Source organism: Rhodococcus sp. BP-349, from assembly GCF_019835845.1.
Classification (GTDB): Bacteria; Actinomycetota; Actinomycetes; order Mycobacteriales; family Mycobacteriaceae; genus Rhodococcoides.
This window is the reverse complement of the sequence record NZ_JABUDR010000003.1, coordinates 24763-40559: the sequence shown is the minus strand read 5'-3', so window position 1 is coordinate 40559 and position 15797 is coordinate 24763. Positions and strand designations below refer to the sequence as shown.

Below are 15797 nucleotides of genomic sequence, written 5' to 3'. Positions count from 1 at the left end.
CCGGACGCGCATGGGGGTACACATTTGGACCGAGTCGCGACAGAATTGTCAACGTTGCCGTGTGAACCGCACACCGGCTACAGCGAATGGTGCCGCAAGAATTACACCAGCACCCGCACCGACGAGTGGGTAGTGCCACCACGGCAACGCCGACCAAGTCCACCAAGTCGACGGCCGCGCAGCCGAGATGGAAAGTTCCGCCGAAAGAGCGGAGTCGTATCCAGTCGAGAAATCCACGCCTCACATCGGCTCGTAGCCCCCGTCGAAGACCACACCGGCCAGCTCCCGATGCACGCTCCAGCACTCGGCGCCGAAGACCACAATCCCGACGAGAGCGCCCGCGAGCGCGACCCACGACACCAGCTTCGTCATGCGCGCCAGCCAACCACACACCGAGGCGCAGCATCGACGGCGTCATCGGTGTAGGACTCGGCTCAGACCCGACGGTTCCAGTCGAACGGCTCCGGCACCTCGGCGAACAGGTCCCGCGCATAGAAGGCCGCTGCCAACGACGCGACACCACCGATCCCGGACGCGAACCACCACGTCGACGTCCCGGTGTCACCTCCGACGGCCCCGATGACGAGCATCGTCACCGTTGTCTCGCCGACCCCGGTCACCAGGGCGAGCACCGCGGTACGCACGATTACCGGCGCACTCGGCGCAAGCGCCCTGACCAGAGTGCGCACGGTCAGAGCAATTACGATCGCGAGCCCACCGAACGCGACAACGGACACCACCACCGCAATGGGCACCCACACCAACAACCCGAGCGATTCCGCCGAGGACGCGAACAACCCACTCAAAGCAAGGAAGAGACCGAACCCGAGAACGGCGACAAGAGAGCACACCGCCGGCCACAACAACGCCTGTCGACGCCAACTCACCGAAGAGCGGTCGTCATCCTCGCTGGCGGGCACCGGTGCAGCATCGCATAGTCGACCTGGCACGAAGGTTGCTCGAATCGCGGGATGTCGGCGGACCAACCCTGGGGTCGCAGCAACCAGGCGACGTACCACCGGTCGATCCTGGACATCCACCCCCGCTCACCGGTGGCTAGGGTCCACAATCAGGGCCATCACACCCCTGGACAACAAAAAATGCTCCCGACCACGAATGGCCGGGAGCATTGATTGTGCGCCCACAGGGACTCGAACCCCGGACCCAGTGATTAAGAGTCACTTGCTCTACCAACTGAGCTATAGGCGCATGGTCGGAGCGGCTCGCGCTCCTCGGTGCGTGAAAGACATTAACACCTGGCGCGCAGGGAGTGAAATCGAGTCACTGACCTGCGCAGATGCTCAGCTGACGATCTTGCGAATCACCAGGATGGCGACGACGGCACCGACGCCGATGAGCGAGAACTTCACGGCGGGCTCGTTGAGGGTGCCCACGACGCTGCGCTTGGTGTTCTCGACCAGCCGCTTCGGGTTGGCGCGCACGCTGAGCTCGTCCAGCGTCGACGCGAGCTGGTCGCGTGCGGCCTCGATGTCGCGCTCGATGTTGTCTGTGTTGCGTGCCACGAAAGCCCTCCCGGCTGGACGAAGATGCAGAACTTCTGCGGTCGCCTCAGAGCCTAGAGCACGACGACCGGCGCGCCTGCCCGGCTCGGACGAGTCGGCTAAGTTTGGCGTCGTGACCACGACCTCGAGACTGTCCGCAGGCGATGCTGCTCCCGCCCTGACCCTCCCCGACGCCGACGGCGACACCGTCTCGCTGGCGGACTACGCCGGCCGCCGCGTGGTCGTCTACTTCTACCCCGCCGCGGCGACGCCGGGGTGCACGAAGCAGGCGTGCGACTTCCGAGACAGTTTGGCGCAGCTCAACGATGCGGGTCTCGAGGTGATCGGGGTATCGCCGGACAAGCCGGCCAAGCTTGCGAAGTTCCGCGACGACGAGGGCCTGACGTTCCCCCTGCTCTCCGATCCGGAGAAGTCGACGCTGCAGGCGTGGGGTGCGTTCGGTGAGAAGTCCATGTACGGCAAGACCGTCACCGGCGTCATCCGCTCGACGTTCGTGATCGGTGCGGACGGGAACGTGGAGGTGGCCCAGTACAACGTGAAGGCCACCGGCCACGTCGCCAAGCTCATCCGCGATCTGAAGCTCTGAGCCGCCACTGCTCGGGCAGACGGCTCAGGAACGCGGCCTCGGCCACCGCGATGGTCTCGATCTCACTGGGGTCGACGCTCTCGTTCGGCGCATGAATGGTCGACAGCGGCTCCTCGACGCCCATGAGCACGATCTCCGCGTCGGGCACGGCGCGCTGCAGCGCGGTGCACAGCGGGATGGAACCTCCCTGGCCGGCGAACTGCACGGGCTCGCCGTAGGCGTCGCTGAGCGCGGTCATGAGCGTGCCGTACGCGGGACCGTCCGTGGACGCGGCGAAGGGTGATCCGACCGCATCCGGCGTGACCGTCACCCGCGCAGACCACGGCGCCGCATTCGTCAGGTGAGTGACGAGCAGATCGCGCGTCTTCTCGGCGTCCATGCCGGGCGGTACGCGCAGTCCGATGCGCGCGGACGCGCGAGGCACCACGGCGGCGGAGCTTCCCACCACGGGCGGGCAGTCGATGCCCATGACGGTGACGGACGGCCGGGCCCAGAGATGGTCCGCGATGGACCCGCTCCCGGTGAGCTCCACGCCGTCCAACACGCCCGCATCCGTCCGGAAACGCTCGACCGGATACTCGGCACCGCCCCACACGCCGGAACCGTCCACCCCGTCGATGGTGGTGTCGCCGTTGACGTCGTGCAGCGTGGCGAGCATCGCCACGAGGGCCACCAGTGCGTCGGGCGCGGGCCCGCCGTACATCCCGGAATGCACTGCGCCGCGAAGTGTCTCGACGTCGACGCGCACGATCGCCATGCCGCGCAGCGACGTCGTCAGCGTCGGCGTTCCGACAGCGATGTTGCCCGTGTCGCCGATGACGATCACATCTGCGGCGAACAGCTCGGGACGGTCGCGCACCAAGTCCTCGAGGCCACCGGTCCCGGTCTCCTCCGAGCCCTCGCACACCACCACGATGCCCACCTCCGAGTCGGAGCCGAGCGCACGGAGCGCCGCGAGGTGCATCAGCACGTTGCCCTTGCAATCGGCCGAACCGCGGCCGAACCAGCGACCGTCCCGATCAGTCAACTCGAAAGGCGCGCTCTCCCAGAGAGACTCCTCGCCCGCAGGCTGGACGTCGTAGTGCGAGTACAGCAGCACCGTCGGAGCACCGTCCGCGGCAGGACGCCGACCGATGACGGCCGCCGATCCGTCGGACGTCTCGTACAACTCCGTGTCCGTCACGCCGGCGTCGCGGAACGCGTCCCGCACCCACTCCGCGGCGGAGCGGCACTCGGACGGCGGCGCCTGCTCGGGATCGGCGATGGAGCGAAAGGCGACGAGGTCGGCCAGTTCGGCGCGCACTCGCGGCATGCTCGAGCGCACGCGGTCTCGGAGGTCGGACAACTGCGCATCGGTACCAGAGGTCATGGAAAATAGTCTGGCACCTCGACGCGTCGACCTACTGCGGGAACTCCTGGTTCAGCCACTGCCCGGTCTGCTGCCAGTGCTTCGCCCACGCCTCGTCCTGCAGCTGCTGCGGGGACTTGTTCGGATCCTGCTCGGGTACCGGGACGGTGAACTGCGGAGCGGGAACCGCACTGGGTGAGGACAGCTGCTGCTGCGGCGTCGTGGTCCACGGCGCCGGTGCAGCGGCGGACGGAGACCAGGGCGCTGCAGACGGCGCAGTCCAGTCGGACGCAGCGTCGTCGGACGCAGCATCGTCGGTCGGAACCGGTGCCGCCGGCAGAGCGGCCGCCGGCGCAGCGGGCGCGGCCGGTGCGACGGCCGCGGGAGCATCTCCCACCGGCGACGCGGAGCCGCCGTTCGCGGCCTGCTGCTCCGCAGCGGTGTTCTGGGGCACGCTGTCCGATCCACCCGACGTCACGGCGGCGGTACCGATGGCCGCCGCGACCAGCGCCGCAGCGGCAGCAGCGCCGGCGATCCCGACGAAGCGCCGCGAGCGACGGCCGGTGGGAGCCACGGACGCCGCAGTCACCACGGGGATGGCCTCGGTTCGAGCATCGTCGAACGAGTCGACGACAACAGGGGCGGAGACAGCCGGCGCCACGACGGCGGGGAACACCTCGGTGTCACTGTCGGACGACCTCACAGGAGGAACAGCCTCGTCGGTGGACACGATCCGGGGACGAGCAGCCGCGGCAGCAGAAGCGGCCACACCGGTACCTGTCGAGATCGGCGACGCAGACACGCTGTTCTCACCCGCACCGACAGCAGACCGGCGGGCCGGCGCGGCCGGGACGGGTCGCGTGGCGCGCAGAGGTGGGCGGGCCGCTGCAGCAGCGGCGGCGACTGCAGAGGGCGTGGTCCGCTGCCACGGTGCGACATCGTCAACGGCAGGAGTGGCATCGTCGACGGGGGCCGCAGCGGCGGGAGCCGTGTCCGCAGCCATCGGGGTGGGAGAATCGAAGACAGGCACGCCGAACGCGAGTTCGAGGATGGGCGGCGCGACGTCGATGTCAGCGGCAGCGCCGGAGGTCACGACGGACATGACGCACGCGTCGGCGACGTCGACCAGGTCCCACAGCATCGGTACCGTCAGCCCGATCTGCTCGGGCGAGAAGTTCTCGAGGTCGATCGACTCGGCGACGCCGAGGTCCGAACCGTCGATGGGAGACAGCAGAGACGCCGTCACCGTGGACCCGTCCAGGTGGTACAGCAGTACGGCGGAGACCACGGTGGTGTCACCACGGGTCTCGGATGCGCTGCTGTTGCGGGGGGTGTCGTTCATGATGTGCCTCCTCTTCTCGAAGACGAACCGGAAGTCGACACAGCCGTCGTGACTCCCCCGAGACCGGCCTGAACGATCGACTACGTACTCCGTCAGTGAACGATGCGTCTTGTAACAGTCTCTAAACATACCGTAAGTTCATATTGAATGGAGCGGAACGGTGGCGCCGTGTTCGTGAGCAGCGGACGGCCCGATACTGTTGACTCTGTGGAGTCGACCGACGGAGCACCGGGGCGCAGCACCCCGATCACCGAGGAGACGGCGTCGGATCACGGCGTTCACGACGAGACCGACGTCCGCGACGGGGCCGACACCAGCGAGAACTCCGACGAGAACGAGCCCGTCGAACTGCTCCCCCGCCGGCGACCCACCCAGGAACGCAGCAAACGGAAGTTCGACGCACTGCTGACGGCGTCGCGCGAACTGTTGACCGACGTGGGGTTCGAGTCGTTCACGTGCGAGGAGGTCGCGGCCCGCGCAGGTCTGCCCATCGGCACGCTGTACCAGTTCTTCGCCAACAAGTACGTCATCGTGTGCGAACTGGGTCGCCAGGATCTCGCGGGTGTTCGCCAGGAGTTCGCCGACTTCGACGGCGAGGTTCCGTCGCTCGACTGGCTACGCTTCCTCGACGACTTCCTGGACCATCTCTCCAGCCTGTGGACGTCGGATCCGTCCCGACGCGAGGTGTGGCTGGCGATGCAGTCCACCCCGGCCACACGAGCCACCGGCATGATCCACGAGAAGGCGTTCGCGGCCCAGGTGGAGCGGGTGCTCGCACCGCTCACGCCCCGCACCCCGCGTGCCCGCCGCAACCTCATGGCCGAGGTGCTCGTGCACGTCGTCTACTCGATGCTCAACTTCTCGGTGCAGGACGGCCAGAGCCATGCCGACGCCGTCGCCGAGCTCAAGCGTCTGATGGGCGCCTACCTGCTGGTGGCAGAAAAGGAGAGCCGACGCTGATCGCGTCGGCTCTCCTTCGTTCCGTCATTCGTCGACGATCACTCCTCGAGGATCGCCACGGCTCCTGCCATGTCGCCGTCGTGGGTCAACGACAGGTGGATCTTCACCGTCGGCAGGAACTCCGCGGCCATGCCGTGAAGCTTGATCGACGGGCGTCCCCACGCGTCGTTGACGACCTCGATAAGCGGGTACGGGTTGTCGCCGATCTGAGGCGCACGAGCGAAACGTGATGCGGCCCATGCCTTCAGCACCGCTTCCTTCGCGGCCCACCGCGCGGCGTAGTGCCGCGCGGGATCCGCACTGCGCGTGGCGGCGTGGCGGCGCTCGCCGGCAGTGAAGCTGTCGCGGACCATGGTGGTCCCGACTTTCTCCATCTGCTCGGCGAACTCCGAGACCGACACCAGATCCAGACCGACTCCCAGGATGCTCACTCGGCCACCGTACGGTAGACGTCGTCCGCGCCGAGGCGAGAATCTTCGCTCAGCAGCAGATCGATCTCGAGCTCGTGCTTCGCATCGCTCGACGTACCGTCGTGGCCCAATCGTCGATCCTCCGGACGCTCGTACAGCGAGGATCCGCCGCACATCGCCTCCATCAGGCGCCGCTTGCCTGCCACCACACGTGCCTGCGCCTTCGCCGTGTACTCCTCGCGCTGCGCGGCCGGAACCGCCTCGAGGAACGCCTGCGGGTGCACCACGGCGATGAGGCCGGACACGTGGCCGAAGCCGAGGCTGGTCAGCAGACCGGCCTTGAAAGGCAACCTCTCGCCGAAGCGCAGCGGCTCGCGCACCCAGACCAGGTTCTCGAACTCGGTCATCGTGTCGTCGACACAGTCGAGACTGCGGTTCGGCGGCACGACGCCCTCGGCCAGCACCTGGCAGAGACCGATCAGTTGGAAGGCGGCAGCGCCGCCCTTGCTGTGTCCGGTCAGCGACTTCTGCGAGACCACGAAGAGGGGGTTGCCCTCCGTGCGGCCCAGCGCCCGGGCGAGACGCGTGTGCATCTCCGCCTCGTTCGGATCGTTCGCGTTGGTCGACGTGTCGTGCTTGGAGACGATCGCGATGTCGTCCGCGGAGACGCCGAGTGCGCTGAGCGACAACGCCATCGCCGAGTCCTGACCACCGCGCGCAGCACCGAGAGCGCCGAGACCGGGAGCCGGGATCGACGTGTGCACGCCGTCACCGAAGGACTGCGCCCATCCGACGACACCGAGAACCGGCAGTCCCATCTCCAGAGCGAGGTCACCGCGAGCCAGCAGAACCGTTCCGCCGCCGTGCGACTCGACGAAGCCGCCGCGTCGACGGTCGTTGGCCCGGGAGAACCGGCGATCCGAGATGCCCTTCGCGTGCATCGCCGAGGCCTCCGCCGTCGCCGACATGTCGCCGAAGCCGATGATGCCCTCGGTGCTGAGGTCGTCGAACCCGCCGGCCACGACGAACGTCGCCTTGCCGAGCCGGATCTTGTCCACGCCCTCCTCGACCGAGACCGCCGCCGTGGCGCAGGCCGCGACCGGGTGGATCATCGCGCCGTAGGACCCGACGTACGACTGCACCACATGCGCTGCAACGACGTTCGGCAGAGCTTCCTGCAGGATGTCGTTCGCGCGAGCGTCGCCCAGCAGGGTGTCGATGTACAGCGATCGCATCGACTCCATACCGCCCATGCCGGTGCCCTGCGTGTTGGCGACCAGCGAGGGGTGCGTCCAGCGCATGAGCTCCGACGGGGTGAAGCCGCTGGTGATGAACGCGTCGACCGTGCAGACGATGTTCCACAGCGCGACCCGGTCGATGGAGCTCGCCATGTCCGGCGAGATGCCCCACTTGGTGGCGTCGAATCCCGTCGGAATCTGGCCACCGACCGTGCGGGTCAGCTTCATCTGACGCGGCACGCGGATTTCGGTGCCCGCCTTACGTGTGACCTGCCAGTCACCCTCCGCGTTCTGGTTCACGACCGTCCGCTCGGGATCGGCACCGACGAAGGCGCGTGCCTCCGCCTCGCTACCGACGACGAACGTCAGGTCGTTGTCCAGGAACACCGAGGTGAGCAGCGGCGCGGTGTTGTTCACCATCGCGCCGTCGTCCTCGTACTGCCGGATACCGCAGCGCTCGACGACCGTGTCGTGGTACCGGTCGGCGATCTCCGCCTCGGGCACCAGATCGCCGGACTCGGCGTCGTACCACCCCGGCTTGGGATCGTTCTCCCAGACCACCAGTCCGGTGTTCCACGCGAGTTCGAGAACGCCTGCCGCCGAGAGCTTCTCGTCGACCTCCATCTCGAAGCGGGTGCGTGCACTGCCGTACGGCCCGAGCTCACCCGTGCCGACGATGACGACCATCTCGGACGGCTCGATGTCCAGTGCCGTCCACTCGGGTGCGGCGGGCTGCTCGTCGAGCCGCGGCGGCGCGGGAAGCGCCTCGACGGTGGCCAGTGCTTCGGCGACTGCCTCGTCCGCGACTGCCTCGTCGGCCGCCTGCTTGGCGAGTGCGGCCAGATCGAGGCCCGCCTCGGCGAGACCGCCGGTGAGATCGACCTCGAGCGGTGCCTGCGCGGCGGCGGTCCGGGACTCCTCGTCGCAGGTGGCGAGCAGCTGCTCTGCCATCTCCGCCGTGGACCAGGTGCGCACACCGGCTGCCTCGGCAGCCTTGGCCACCGGGTCGTTGTGACCCATGAGGCCGGTACCGCGGACCCATCCGATACGGGCGTGCACCAACGTGACTCGCTCGGCCCAGGTGCGCTCCGCCTTCCAGCGGTTCACCACGGCGTCGAGCGCTGCCTTGGACTCGCCGTAGGCGCCGTCGCCACCGAACAGTCCACGGTTCGGTGAACCGGGGAGGGTCACGTGCAGGCGGGTGTCGACGTCACGGTCGTGACCGATCTTCGACAGACCACCGATGAGACGCTCGACCGACCAGAGCAGGACGCGCATCTCCATCTCGGCGCGGGCACCGGCGTCGGACAGCTCGCCGGCGACCCGCGGTGCCGCGAAGGGAAACAGCATCGTCGGGGTGACGGCGGGCTTGACCAGCTTCTTCGCGCCACCGGCCGAATCGATCTGGTCGCTGCCGATCCACTCGATCAGCGCATCGACGTCGGCGTACGAGGCCATGTTCGCCGGGACCACCCAGAGGGCTGCTCCCGCAGTGGCATTCGTGCGGTAGAGCTCCCGGTAGAACCCGACTCGGCTCTCGTCGAGACGCGAGGTGGTGAGGAAGACGGTCGCACCACCGGCGAGCAGTTCTCCGGTCACCGCAGCGGCGATCGAGTTCTTGCTCGCGCCGGTGACGACCGCGACCTGTCCGGTCCAGCGAGTCGATGCCTCGGTCGACTGCGCAGCAGCCGACGCGATCGCGCCGTAGGTGGCCGCCAGGTCACCGCGACCCTGGGCGTCGGCCTTGCGCTGCCACCAGCTCGCCTGGGACGCGACAGCCGTGCCGGTTCCGGCGAAGGTGTCGACAGCGAGTGCCTGTGCCTTCTCGTTCCCCAGCCACAGCCGGGCGAGATCCTCACGCGCACTGGCCCAACGGTCGTCGATCAGCACCGCCTTGCGGGCGTCGAACGACGGAGCGACCAGACGCGGCCAGTCGGTGCCGAGCTCGGTGGACACCAGGTCGACCAGCTCGGCCTCGCTCGCGTCCGCCTCGGGCAGGGTGAGGTTCTCGGCGAATCCGAGCTGCTCGAGAACCAGTCGAGCCGCCGAGGCCAGCACTCCGCTGCGCCCGGTGATGTTCTCGGTGAACTCGCCGAGTGCGGCCGCGTCGACGGTGCCACCGCCGCCGCTGCCCCCACTGGAAGGCATGGACACCTGGATGCCGCGTCGCTGACCGACCGCCGTCACGGCGGCGTCGATGACCGCGTCGACCGCGGCACCGTCGGCGACGGCACCGTCCGCGAGACCACCGAGGTCGCCGCCGCGGATCGACGCGCCGTCCCTCGTACCGAGAGCGACCTCGGCGGTGACGTGGTGGGCCCATCCGTCACCGAGCTGCCAGACCTTGGCGACGCGCTCCGCGATGGAGCCGGGGCGACGTCCCGACGGTCCGAACACCTTGCGCAGGTGATCGTTCACCGAGTCGCTGAGCACCGGCCCGAACGGACGGTAGGTGCGCGCAAGCTTGTTGACTGTGCCGGCGAGGGCACCCATGTCGGCGTCGGCCGCGCCGTCGATCGCGCCGAGCGACAGCTCGGAACCGAGGTCGACGAGCAGCTGGTTACGCCGGGACGAGACGCCGTCGCACAGTGCCTCGATGGTGTCGGCGGGGCCGATCTGATCGATGCGGAGCTTGGTCCACAGGGCGATCAGCACGGTCGTGGCGTCCGACGCCGTGAACGCGATGTCGTCGGGACGAGGCCCACCGGCCGGCGCCGCGGGAGCGGCGACCGGCGCGGCGACGGCCGCGGGGGCAGCCGGATCCGCAGCAGGCATGTCGGACTCGGGCTCGTCCACCATCTCCGGATCGGTGTCCGTGGAGAAGACGACGGCCGCGTCGCGCTCGATGTTGAGCACCTCGACGGGGTGGCCGATACGACCGGGGAGCTTGAGCGTGTTCGACGCGAGGTTGGCCACCGTCGGAACGGATCCCAGGCCCACCTCGACGAAACGCTCCATGCCCAGTCCGCCGTCGGACTCGTCCGCGAACAGCAGGTCCTGTGTCTCGATCCACCGGACCGGGCTGGCGAACTGCCAGGCCAGCAATTCGGTCAGGATCACGCGGCACAGATCGGACGGGCGGGCCGCCCAGTCGTCCCACTCGCCGAGGACGTCGGCCAGCGGCGCGGACGGCACCAGATCGGCGATCTCCTGGACGAAGTCACGATCGAGCGTGAACAGGCGCGGAACCAGGTTCGGAATGTAGCGACCGACGAGGATCGACGGGTCGATCGTCTCCGGGAGCAGCTCGAGGAGTCGAGCCCGGAAGTCGTCCACGCCGCCGCGAAGGACCGTGGAGTGGAACGGGACATCGATGCCGGGAACCAGGATGAAGGCACGCTTGCCACCGAATTCCGCACGGCGACGGTCGATCTCGCGCTCGAGCTCCTCGAGGCCCGCGACGGTGCCGGCGATGGCGTACTGGGAGCCACGCAGGTTGAGGTTGACCACCTGCAGGAACTCGCCGGTGCGCTCACCGATGGACTCGACGAATCCGATGACGTCGTCGTCGGCGAGGCCGACCTGGGACGGACGGATGGCGGCCATGCGGTACTGGCTGCGGCCCTTCTCATCACGCGGGACCAGCTGGTGCATGGCGGAGCCGCGCTGGAAGACCACTTCGAGGACGGCCTCGAGCGGCAGGACCCCGGCGACGGCGGCGAGAGCGTTGTACTCACCGACGGAGTGGCCGGCGAGGAACGAGTCCTCGACGAAGGCACCGGACTCGCGGAGCTCGGCCACCTGGGCGACACCGAGCACGGCCATCGCGACCTGGGTGAACTGGGTGAGGTGCAGGACGCCGTCGGGATGACGGTGGGTCACTCCCCTGGCCCGCAGCTCGGTCGGGTTGTCCCGCACGACAGCGAGGATGGAGAAGCCGAGCGCGGCGCGGGTGTGCTTGTCCGCACGCTCCCAGATCTCGCGAGCGGCCTTCGACCGAGCCCGCGCGTCGAGACCCATGCCGGGCTGCTGGATGCCCTGACCCGGGAAGGCGTAGACGGTCTTCGGCGCGGCGATGCGGCCGGTGGCCATCATGACCATGTCGCCGTCGACCTTGCAGGAGACCTCGACGACCTCGGAACCGGCCTCGTAGCCGACACGGTCGACGCGGACGTCGATCGAGGCGCCGGGGCGCACCATGCCGAGGAAGCGCGTGGTCCACGCCGTGAGGCGACGCGGCGGGGTGGTCGCGGCCGGATCGACGGCGGTGACCACCTGCTGCGCGGCGGCCGAGAGCCACATGCCGTGCACGATGGGGTCGCCGAGACCGGCGAGACGCGCTGCGGCATCCGAGGTGTGGATCGGGTTGTGGTCGCCGGAGACCTGGGCGAACGCACCCATGTGACGCGGAGCCGTGATGGTGGTGTCGCGGCGACGACGGCGCGGGGTCTCGACCAGCGCGTCGGTGACCGACCCGCCGGCGCGCGGCGGATCCGACAGCGTGCCGGTGCCCGTGCGGCCACGGATGGCGAACCGCTCGACGAGGGTGGCGACGACGGGGGCGTCGAGGCCCTCGCCCAGCATGGCGCCGATCTCGACGGAGACCTCGACGACGCGGCCGAGATCGGTGTCGACGACCTCACCCGACTGTGCCTTCACCACGAGGATGCTGTGGTGATCGGGCAGCGTGCCCACGAGATCGATGCGGTGGTCGAGGTGGACCAGGTCGAGCATGCCCTCGATGACGGAGCCGGCGTCGGCGGTGCGCGCGGAGCCGAGCACAGCGAACACGGCCGGCCAGCACGCTCCGACGAGGACGTCGGGCACGGCCGAGTGGCCCACGCCGTAGTCAGCGGGGAGGCCGGAGCCGGTGACGCCCGCATGGTCGGCGACGAGGTCGGGCGACCACGCGATGTTGAGGCGAGCGGACCCACCCTTGACAGTCGGAAGATCCTGTCCTGCAGCGACTCCGAGGAGCGCGGACATCGACGACTCCGCGTCCTCGTCGGTGACGAGCGGCGCTCCGCCGTCTACCGCCGAGGCGGGGACGGTGATGCGGATGTCGACGCTCTTGCCGGGCGAGAGAGGGACCGAGAGGAGCACCTGGTCCGAGCCGGCGACGGTCAGCGTGGCGCCGGTACGAGCATGGGTGGCGGCCTCGTCGGACACGACGTCCCACTCGGACAATGCACCGAGGCGACGAACGGGGTTGGGCGCGAGGCGCGATGCCCAGGTGATGTCCGGAGCGGCGAGGACCATGCCCACCAGACCACCCGCGATGTCGGGATGGCGGCGCGTGGCGACGGCGACGGAATCCGCGCCGGAGCCGAGCAGCCGATCCGCGGTGGCCTTCTCGAAGCGGTTCAGCAGGTCGCCGACCGGCTCGTTCAGCCGGTCGATGCCGGCGACGGCCACGGTGCCCGGGATGACGCAGACCTGGTCGGCCGAGTACCGCGCGTCGTGGGCCTGCCACAGCGAGTCACTGCGCCACCAACGGCGGACGTCCTTGTCCACGACGGGAACGAAGTTGACCGGCTTGCCGGGGATGCGGCACAGCGAGATGAAGAACGGCACGTCGGCCGGGTGCAGCTCGACCGTCGAGGCGTCGGGGTAGGCCGCGACGAGTGCGCGGAGAGCGTCGGCGGGGCGGTCGAGGATGTCGTCCTCGGCGAAGAGGGTGGGAACGGGTCCACGGTCGACGGGGTGAAGGCGAGCCTCGGCACGCTGGAGCATGTCGCGGAAGCGCACGCGCCACGTGACGTCGAGCCACGGAGTGTCGGTGTCGATGTCGTGCCCGACAGCCAGCTCGACGTACCGCTCGAGCCACTGCAGGTAGGTCATGGACGCGACGTCACCGAAGTACGGCTTGGCGGTGGCGTCGAGCGCAGCGATGATCTCCTGGCGACGTGCCGCGACGGCCTCGTCGTCGCCGGCGACCTCGTCGAGCAGACGACCGGTCCGCGACGCGGCATTGTCGATCTCGTGGATGTCCGCGCCGAGCTGGCTGCGGCCCGAGGCCATGCCGCCGATAGCGGTGCCGGCACCGACCCAGTCGGGAGTTCCGGGGGTGTCGACGAGGAGCTGCTTGACCTCGGGTGACGTGGTCGCCTCGAGAGTGGCCATCGCGGCGGTGCCGACCAGGATGCCGTCGAGCGGCATGGCCGGGAATCCGGCGGCCTTCGACCAACGTCCGGTGAGGTAGTCCGCTGCGCGCTCGGGAGTTCCGATACCGCCGCCGACGCAGATGACGATGTTGTCGTGCGACCGCAGCTCCGCGTAGGTGGCGACCAGCAGGTCGTCGAGGTCCTCCCACGAATGGTGGCCACCGGCGCGGCCGCCCTCGATGTGGACGATGACCGGGTAGTCCGGAACCTCGTTGGCGATGCGGATCACCGCGCGGATCTGCGCCACCGTGCCCGGCTTGAAGCAGACGTGGCTGATGCCGACCTCGGTCAGCTCCTCGATGAGCGCGACGGCCTCGTCGAGCTCGGGGATGCCGGCAGTGACGACGACGCCGTCGAACGGTGCACCCGCCGTGCGGGCCTTCTGCACGAGGCGCTTGCCGCCGAGCTGCAGCTTCCACAGGTAGGGGTCGAGGAAGAGCGAGTTGAACTGCACGGACCGGCCCGGCTCGAGGAGCTCCTGCAGCTCGGCGACGTGGCCGGCGAAGATCTCCTCGGTGACCTGTCCGCCACCGGCGAGCTCGGCCCAGTGGCCGGCGTTGGTCGCGGCGGCGACGATCTTCGGGTCGACGGTGGTCGGGGTCATGCCCGCGAGCAGGATCGGCGACCGGCCCGTCAGCTTGGTGAAGGACGTCTCGACGGCGGTGTACCCGTTCGGGAGGGTGACCACGGACGGGGCGAAGTCGCTCCACGGGCGGTCCACCTCGGGTGCGGCGCCGGGAGTGAGGAGGTTGCGGTGCCCGGTGCGGGTCGACGCGGCGACGACGCCGACGCCGTGGCCACTGATGTTCGAGGCGGTCAGGCGGGTGAGGGCGTCACCGGGACCGAGGTCGAGGATCCACGACGCGCCCGCGGTGACCACGGACTCGGTCGCGGCGACCCAGTCGACCGGATCGACCAGGATGGCCTGCGCGAGTGCGCGGGCACGGGGAACGTCGACGCCACACCGCTCCGCCCACTGGCCGACGACGTCGACGGCCTCGCCCATCTGCGGGTGGTGGAAGCCGACCTCGATGTCGAGGGGTTCGAAGACGGGAGCGAAGATCGCGCCGCCGCGCTTCTTGGCGTCACGCTCGCGGGTCTCGGTGGCTGAGATCTCCTCGCAGCGCTGCTGCACGCGAACGAGCTTGGTGTACGGACCGCTGAGGACGACGCGGCGGCGACCGTTGCGGATCGCGACGACGGCGGACGTCGTGGCGTCGTCGCCCGCGACCTCGTCGACGACGGCCTGCAGACGGACGGGGTCGACGGCGGAGACGGCGATCATCGGAGCGCGCTCACCCGAGCCGATGAGGGCACGGCGGCGGCCGACGAGTCCGGCTGCGGCACCGATGAGCTGCGCGACGGCCAGCAGTTCGGCGTCACTGCGTCCGAGATCGGCGACTGCCGCCTCGGCGAGGACACCCTGCGAGTGCCCGATGACGGCGGAGGGCGGAGTGGCGGTCCAGTCCAGTCCCTGCACCGACAGCGCGCGCAGTGCGGCGATCTGGGTGAGGAGGACGCCGGGGACGGAGACGGCCGCGGAGGCGAGGGCTGCGGTGGACGGACCGGCCGACGGATCGTCGGCGAGCTCCTGCTCCAGCATCCAGGCGATGGGATCGAAGCCGAGGGGCCGCACGACCAGGAGCTCCTGCGCCACGGGTGCGAGGATGTCGGACGCGGTGTTGACGAGATCGGTGATCTGCGGCTCGAGTGCACAGTCCCGGGTCAGCTCGTCGAGGGTGGGCAACCAGGGCGCACCCTGGCCACCGAAGGCGAACGCGTACGGCTCACCCGCGACGAACCGCTCCGCGAGCGACTCCGCCCGATCGGTGGAGCGCTGGCGGTTGGGGGGAGTGCTCTCGTTGATGGTCACGCGTGCGTGTCCTCTCCTACCTCGGATCGCGAGGTGCTGGGGCTGGGGCTGGGCTGTTCGACGGGGCTGGGCCACCGGCGGACGAGACTCCGGGAGCCCGAGACGGTGGGCAGTCGTCATCGACGGACCACTCGCATCTCGTGGGCTCAAGGATGACACGGAATCATGAGGAATTCCTCACGTTCTGTTTGACGTCCTAGTGCTACCCGCGGGTACGTCGTGACCGTGGCCAGAGCCGGCGGCTGAACTGACCCGAAAGTAGGGTCGATCGCCGCAGACCAGGGCGATTTCTGCGGGCGCGGAACCTGAGGGATTCCTCGTGTTCATCGTTACCAATTCGTTATACGAGCGGACGGGCGGTTCCTGTCGGACTCGGTTGCGCGACGCGGTCGCGCGCTCAGTCAGCGTCGCCG

The 15797-nt window shown here is 69.1% G+C and carries 9 protein-coding genes and 1 tRNA gene; 2 read left to right on the top strand and 8 right to left on the bottom strand.

From position 1 onward, the window contains the following. Positions 1–240: 240 nt before the first annotated feature. The 4 genes from HQ325_RS22585 to HQ325_RS16515 all read right to left on the bottom strand — a co-directional run bounded on the left by HQ325_RS22585 (position 241) and on the right by HQ325_RS16515 (position 1523). Positions 241–372 carry a hypothetical protein gene (locus HQ325_RS22585; protein ID WP_261778466.1) on the bottom strand — a complete coding sequence of 44 codons (132 nt, stop codon included), beginning with the start codon at positions 370–372 and terminating at the stop codon, positions 241–243. A 62-nt stretch (positions 373–434) separates the two neighbouring features. Further along, positions 435–920 (bottom strand): hypothetical protein, encoded by a 486-nt coding sequence (locus HQ325_RS16525; protein ID WP_222631192.1) that lies wholly within the window; start codon positions 918–920, stop codon positions 435–437. A 216-nt stretch (positions 921–1136) separates the two neighbouring features. After that, positions 1137–1209: transfer RNA gene (locus tag HQ325_RS16520), tRNA-Lys, on the bottom strand. A gap of 92 nt (positions 1210–1301) precedes the next feature. Continuing rightward, on the bottom strand, positions 1302–1523 hold the full coding sequence (locus HQ325_RS16515) for a DUF3618 domain-containing protein (protein ID WP_027505503.1): 222 nt from the start codon (positions 1521–1523) through the stop codon (positions 1302–1304). Positions 1524–1635: 112 nt separating this feature from the next. On the opposite strand from HQ325_RS16515, the gene bcp reads away from it, so the two are divergent. Then, positions 1636–2109, top strand: coding sequence for a thioredoxin-dependent thiol peroxidase (bcp, locus tag HQ325_RS16510; protein ID WP_222631191.1), 474 nt, complete (start codon positions 1636–1638; stop codon positions 2107–2109). Here the strand turns inward: bcp and HQ325_RS16505 are convergent. Both HQ325_RS16505 and HQ325_RS16500 read right to left on the bottom strand, forming a co-directional pair. Then, positions 2087–3478 carry a dipeptidase gene (locus HQ325_RS16505; protein ID WP_222631190.1) on the bottom strand — a complete coding sequence of 464 codons (1392 nt, stop codon included), beginning with the start codon at positions 3476–3478 and terminating at the stop codon, positions 2087–2089. The two genes, bcp and HQ325_RS16505, sit on opposite strands and share 23 nt — an antisense overlap. Positions 3479–3509: 31 nt before the next feature. Further along, complete coding sequence (locus tag HQ325_RS16500) at positions 3510–4799, bottom strand: hypothetical protein (protein WP_222631189.1); 1290 nt, start codon at positions 4797–4799, stop codon at positions 3510–3512. 207 nt (positions 4800–5006) lie between these two features. Between HQ325_RS16500 and HQ325_RS16495 the strand changes: the two genes are divergently transcribed. Then, positions 5007–5759: a TetR/AcrR family transcriptional regulator gene (locus HQ325_RS16495; protein WP_374107234.1), complete on the top strand. Its 753-nt coding sequence runs from the start codon at positions 5007–5009 to the stop codon at positions 5757–5759. Between the two features lie 38 nt (positions 5760–5797). Here HQ325_RS16495 and HQ325_RS16490 read toward each other — a convergent pair whose 3' ends face one another. Together HQ325_RS16490 and HQ325_RS16485 are read right to left on the bottom strand one after the other, a co-directional pair. Then, a complete protein-coding gene (locus tag HQ325_RS16490; protein ID WP_027505498.1) occupies positions 5798–6190 on the bottom strand; it encodes a holo-ACP synthase in 393 nt (130 codons plus the stop codon). After that, on the bottom strand, positions 6187–15384 hold the full coding sequence (locus HQ325_RS16485) for a polyketide synthase (RefSeq protein WP_308014744.1): 9198 nt from the start codon (positions 15382–15384) through the stop codon (positions 6187–6189). The genes HQ325_RS16490 and HQ325_RS16485 overlap by 4 nt, the downstream gene beginning before the upstream one ends. Positions 15385–15797: the final 413 nt, after the last annotated feature.

Bases quoted from the DNA above. Each gene is read 5' to 3' on its own strand.
- HQ325_RS22585 (WP_261778466.1), bottom strand. From the start codon at position 372: ATGACGAAGCTGGTGTCGTGGGTCGCGCTCGCGGGCGCTCTCGTCGGG.
- HQ325_RS16505 (WP_222631190.1), bottom strand. From the start codon at position 3,478: ATGACCTCTGGTACCGATGCGCAGTTGTCCGACCTCCGAGACCGCGTG.
- HQ325_RS16500 (WP_222631189.1), bottom strand. From the start codon at position 4,799: ATGAACGACACCCCCCGCAACAGCAGCGCATCCGAGACCCGTGGTGAC.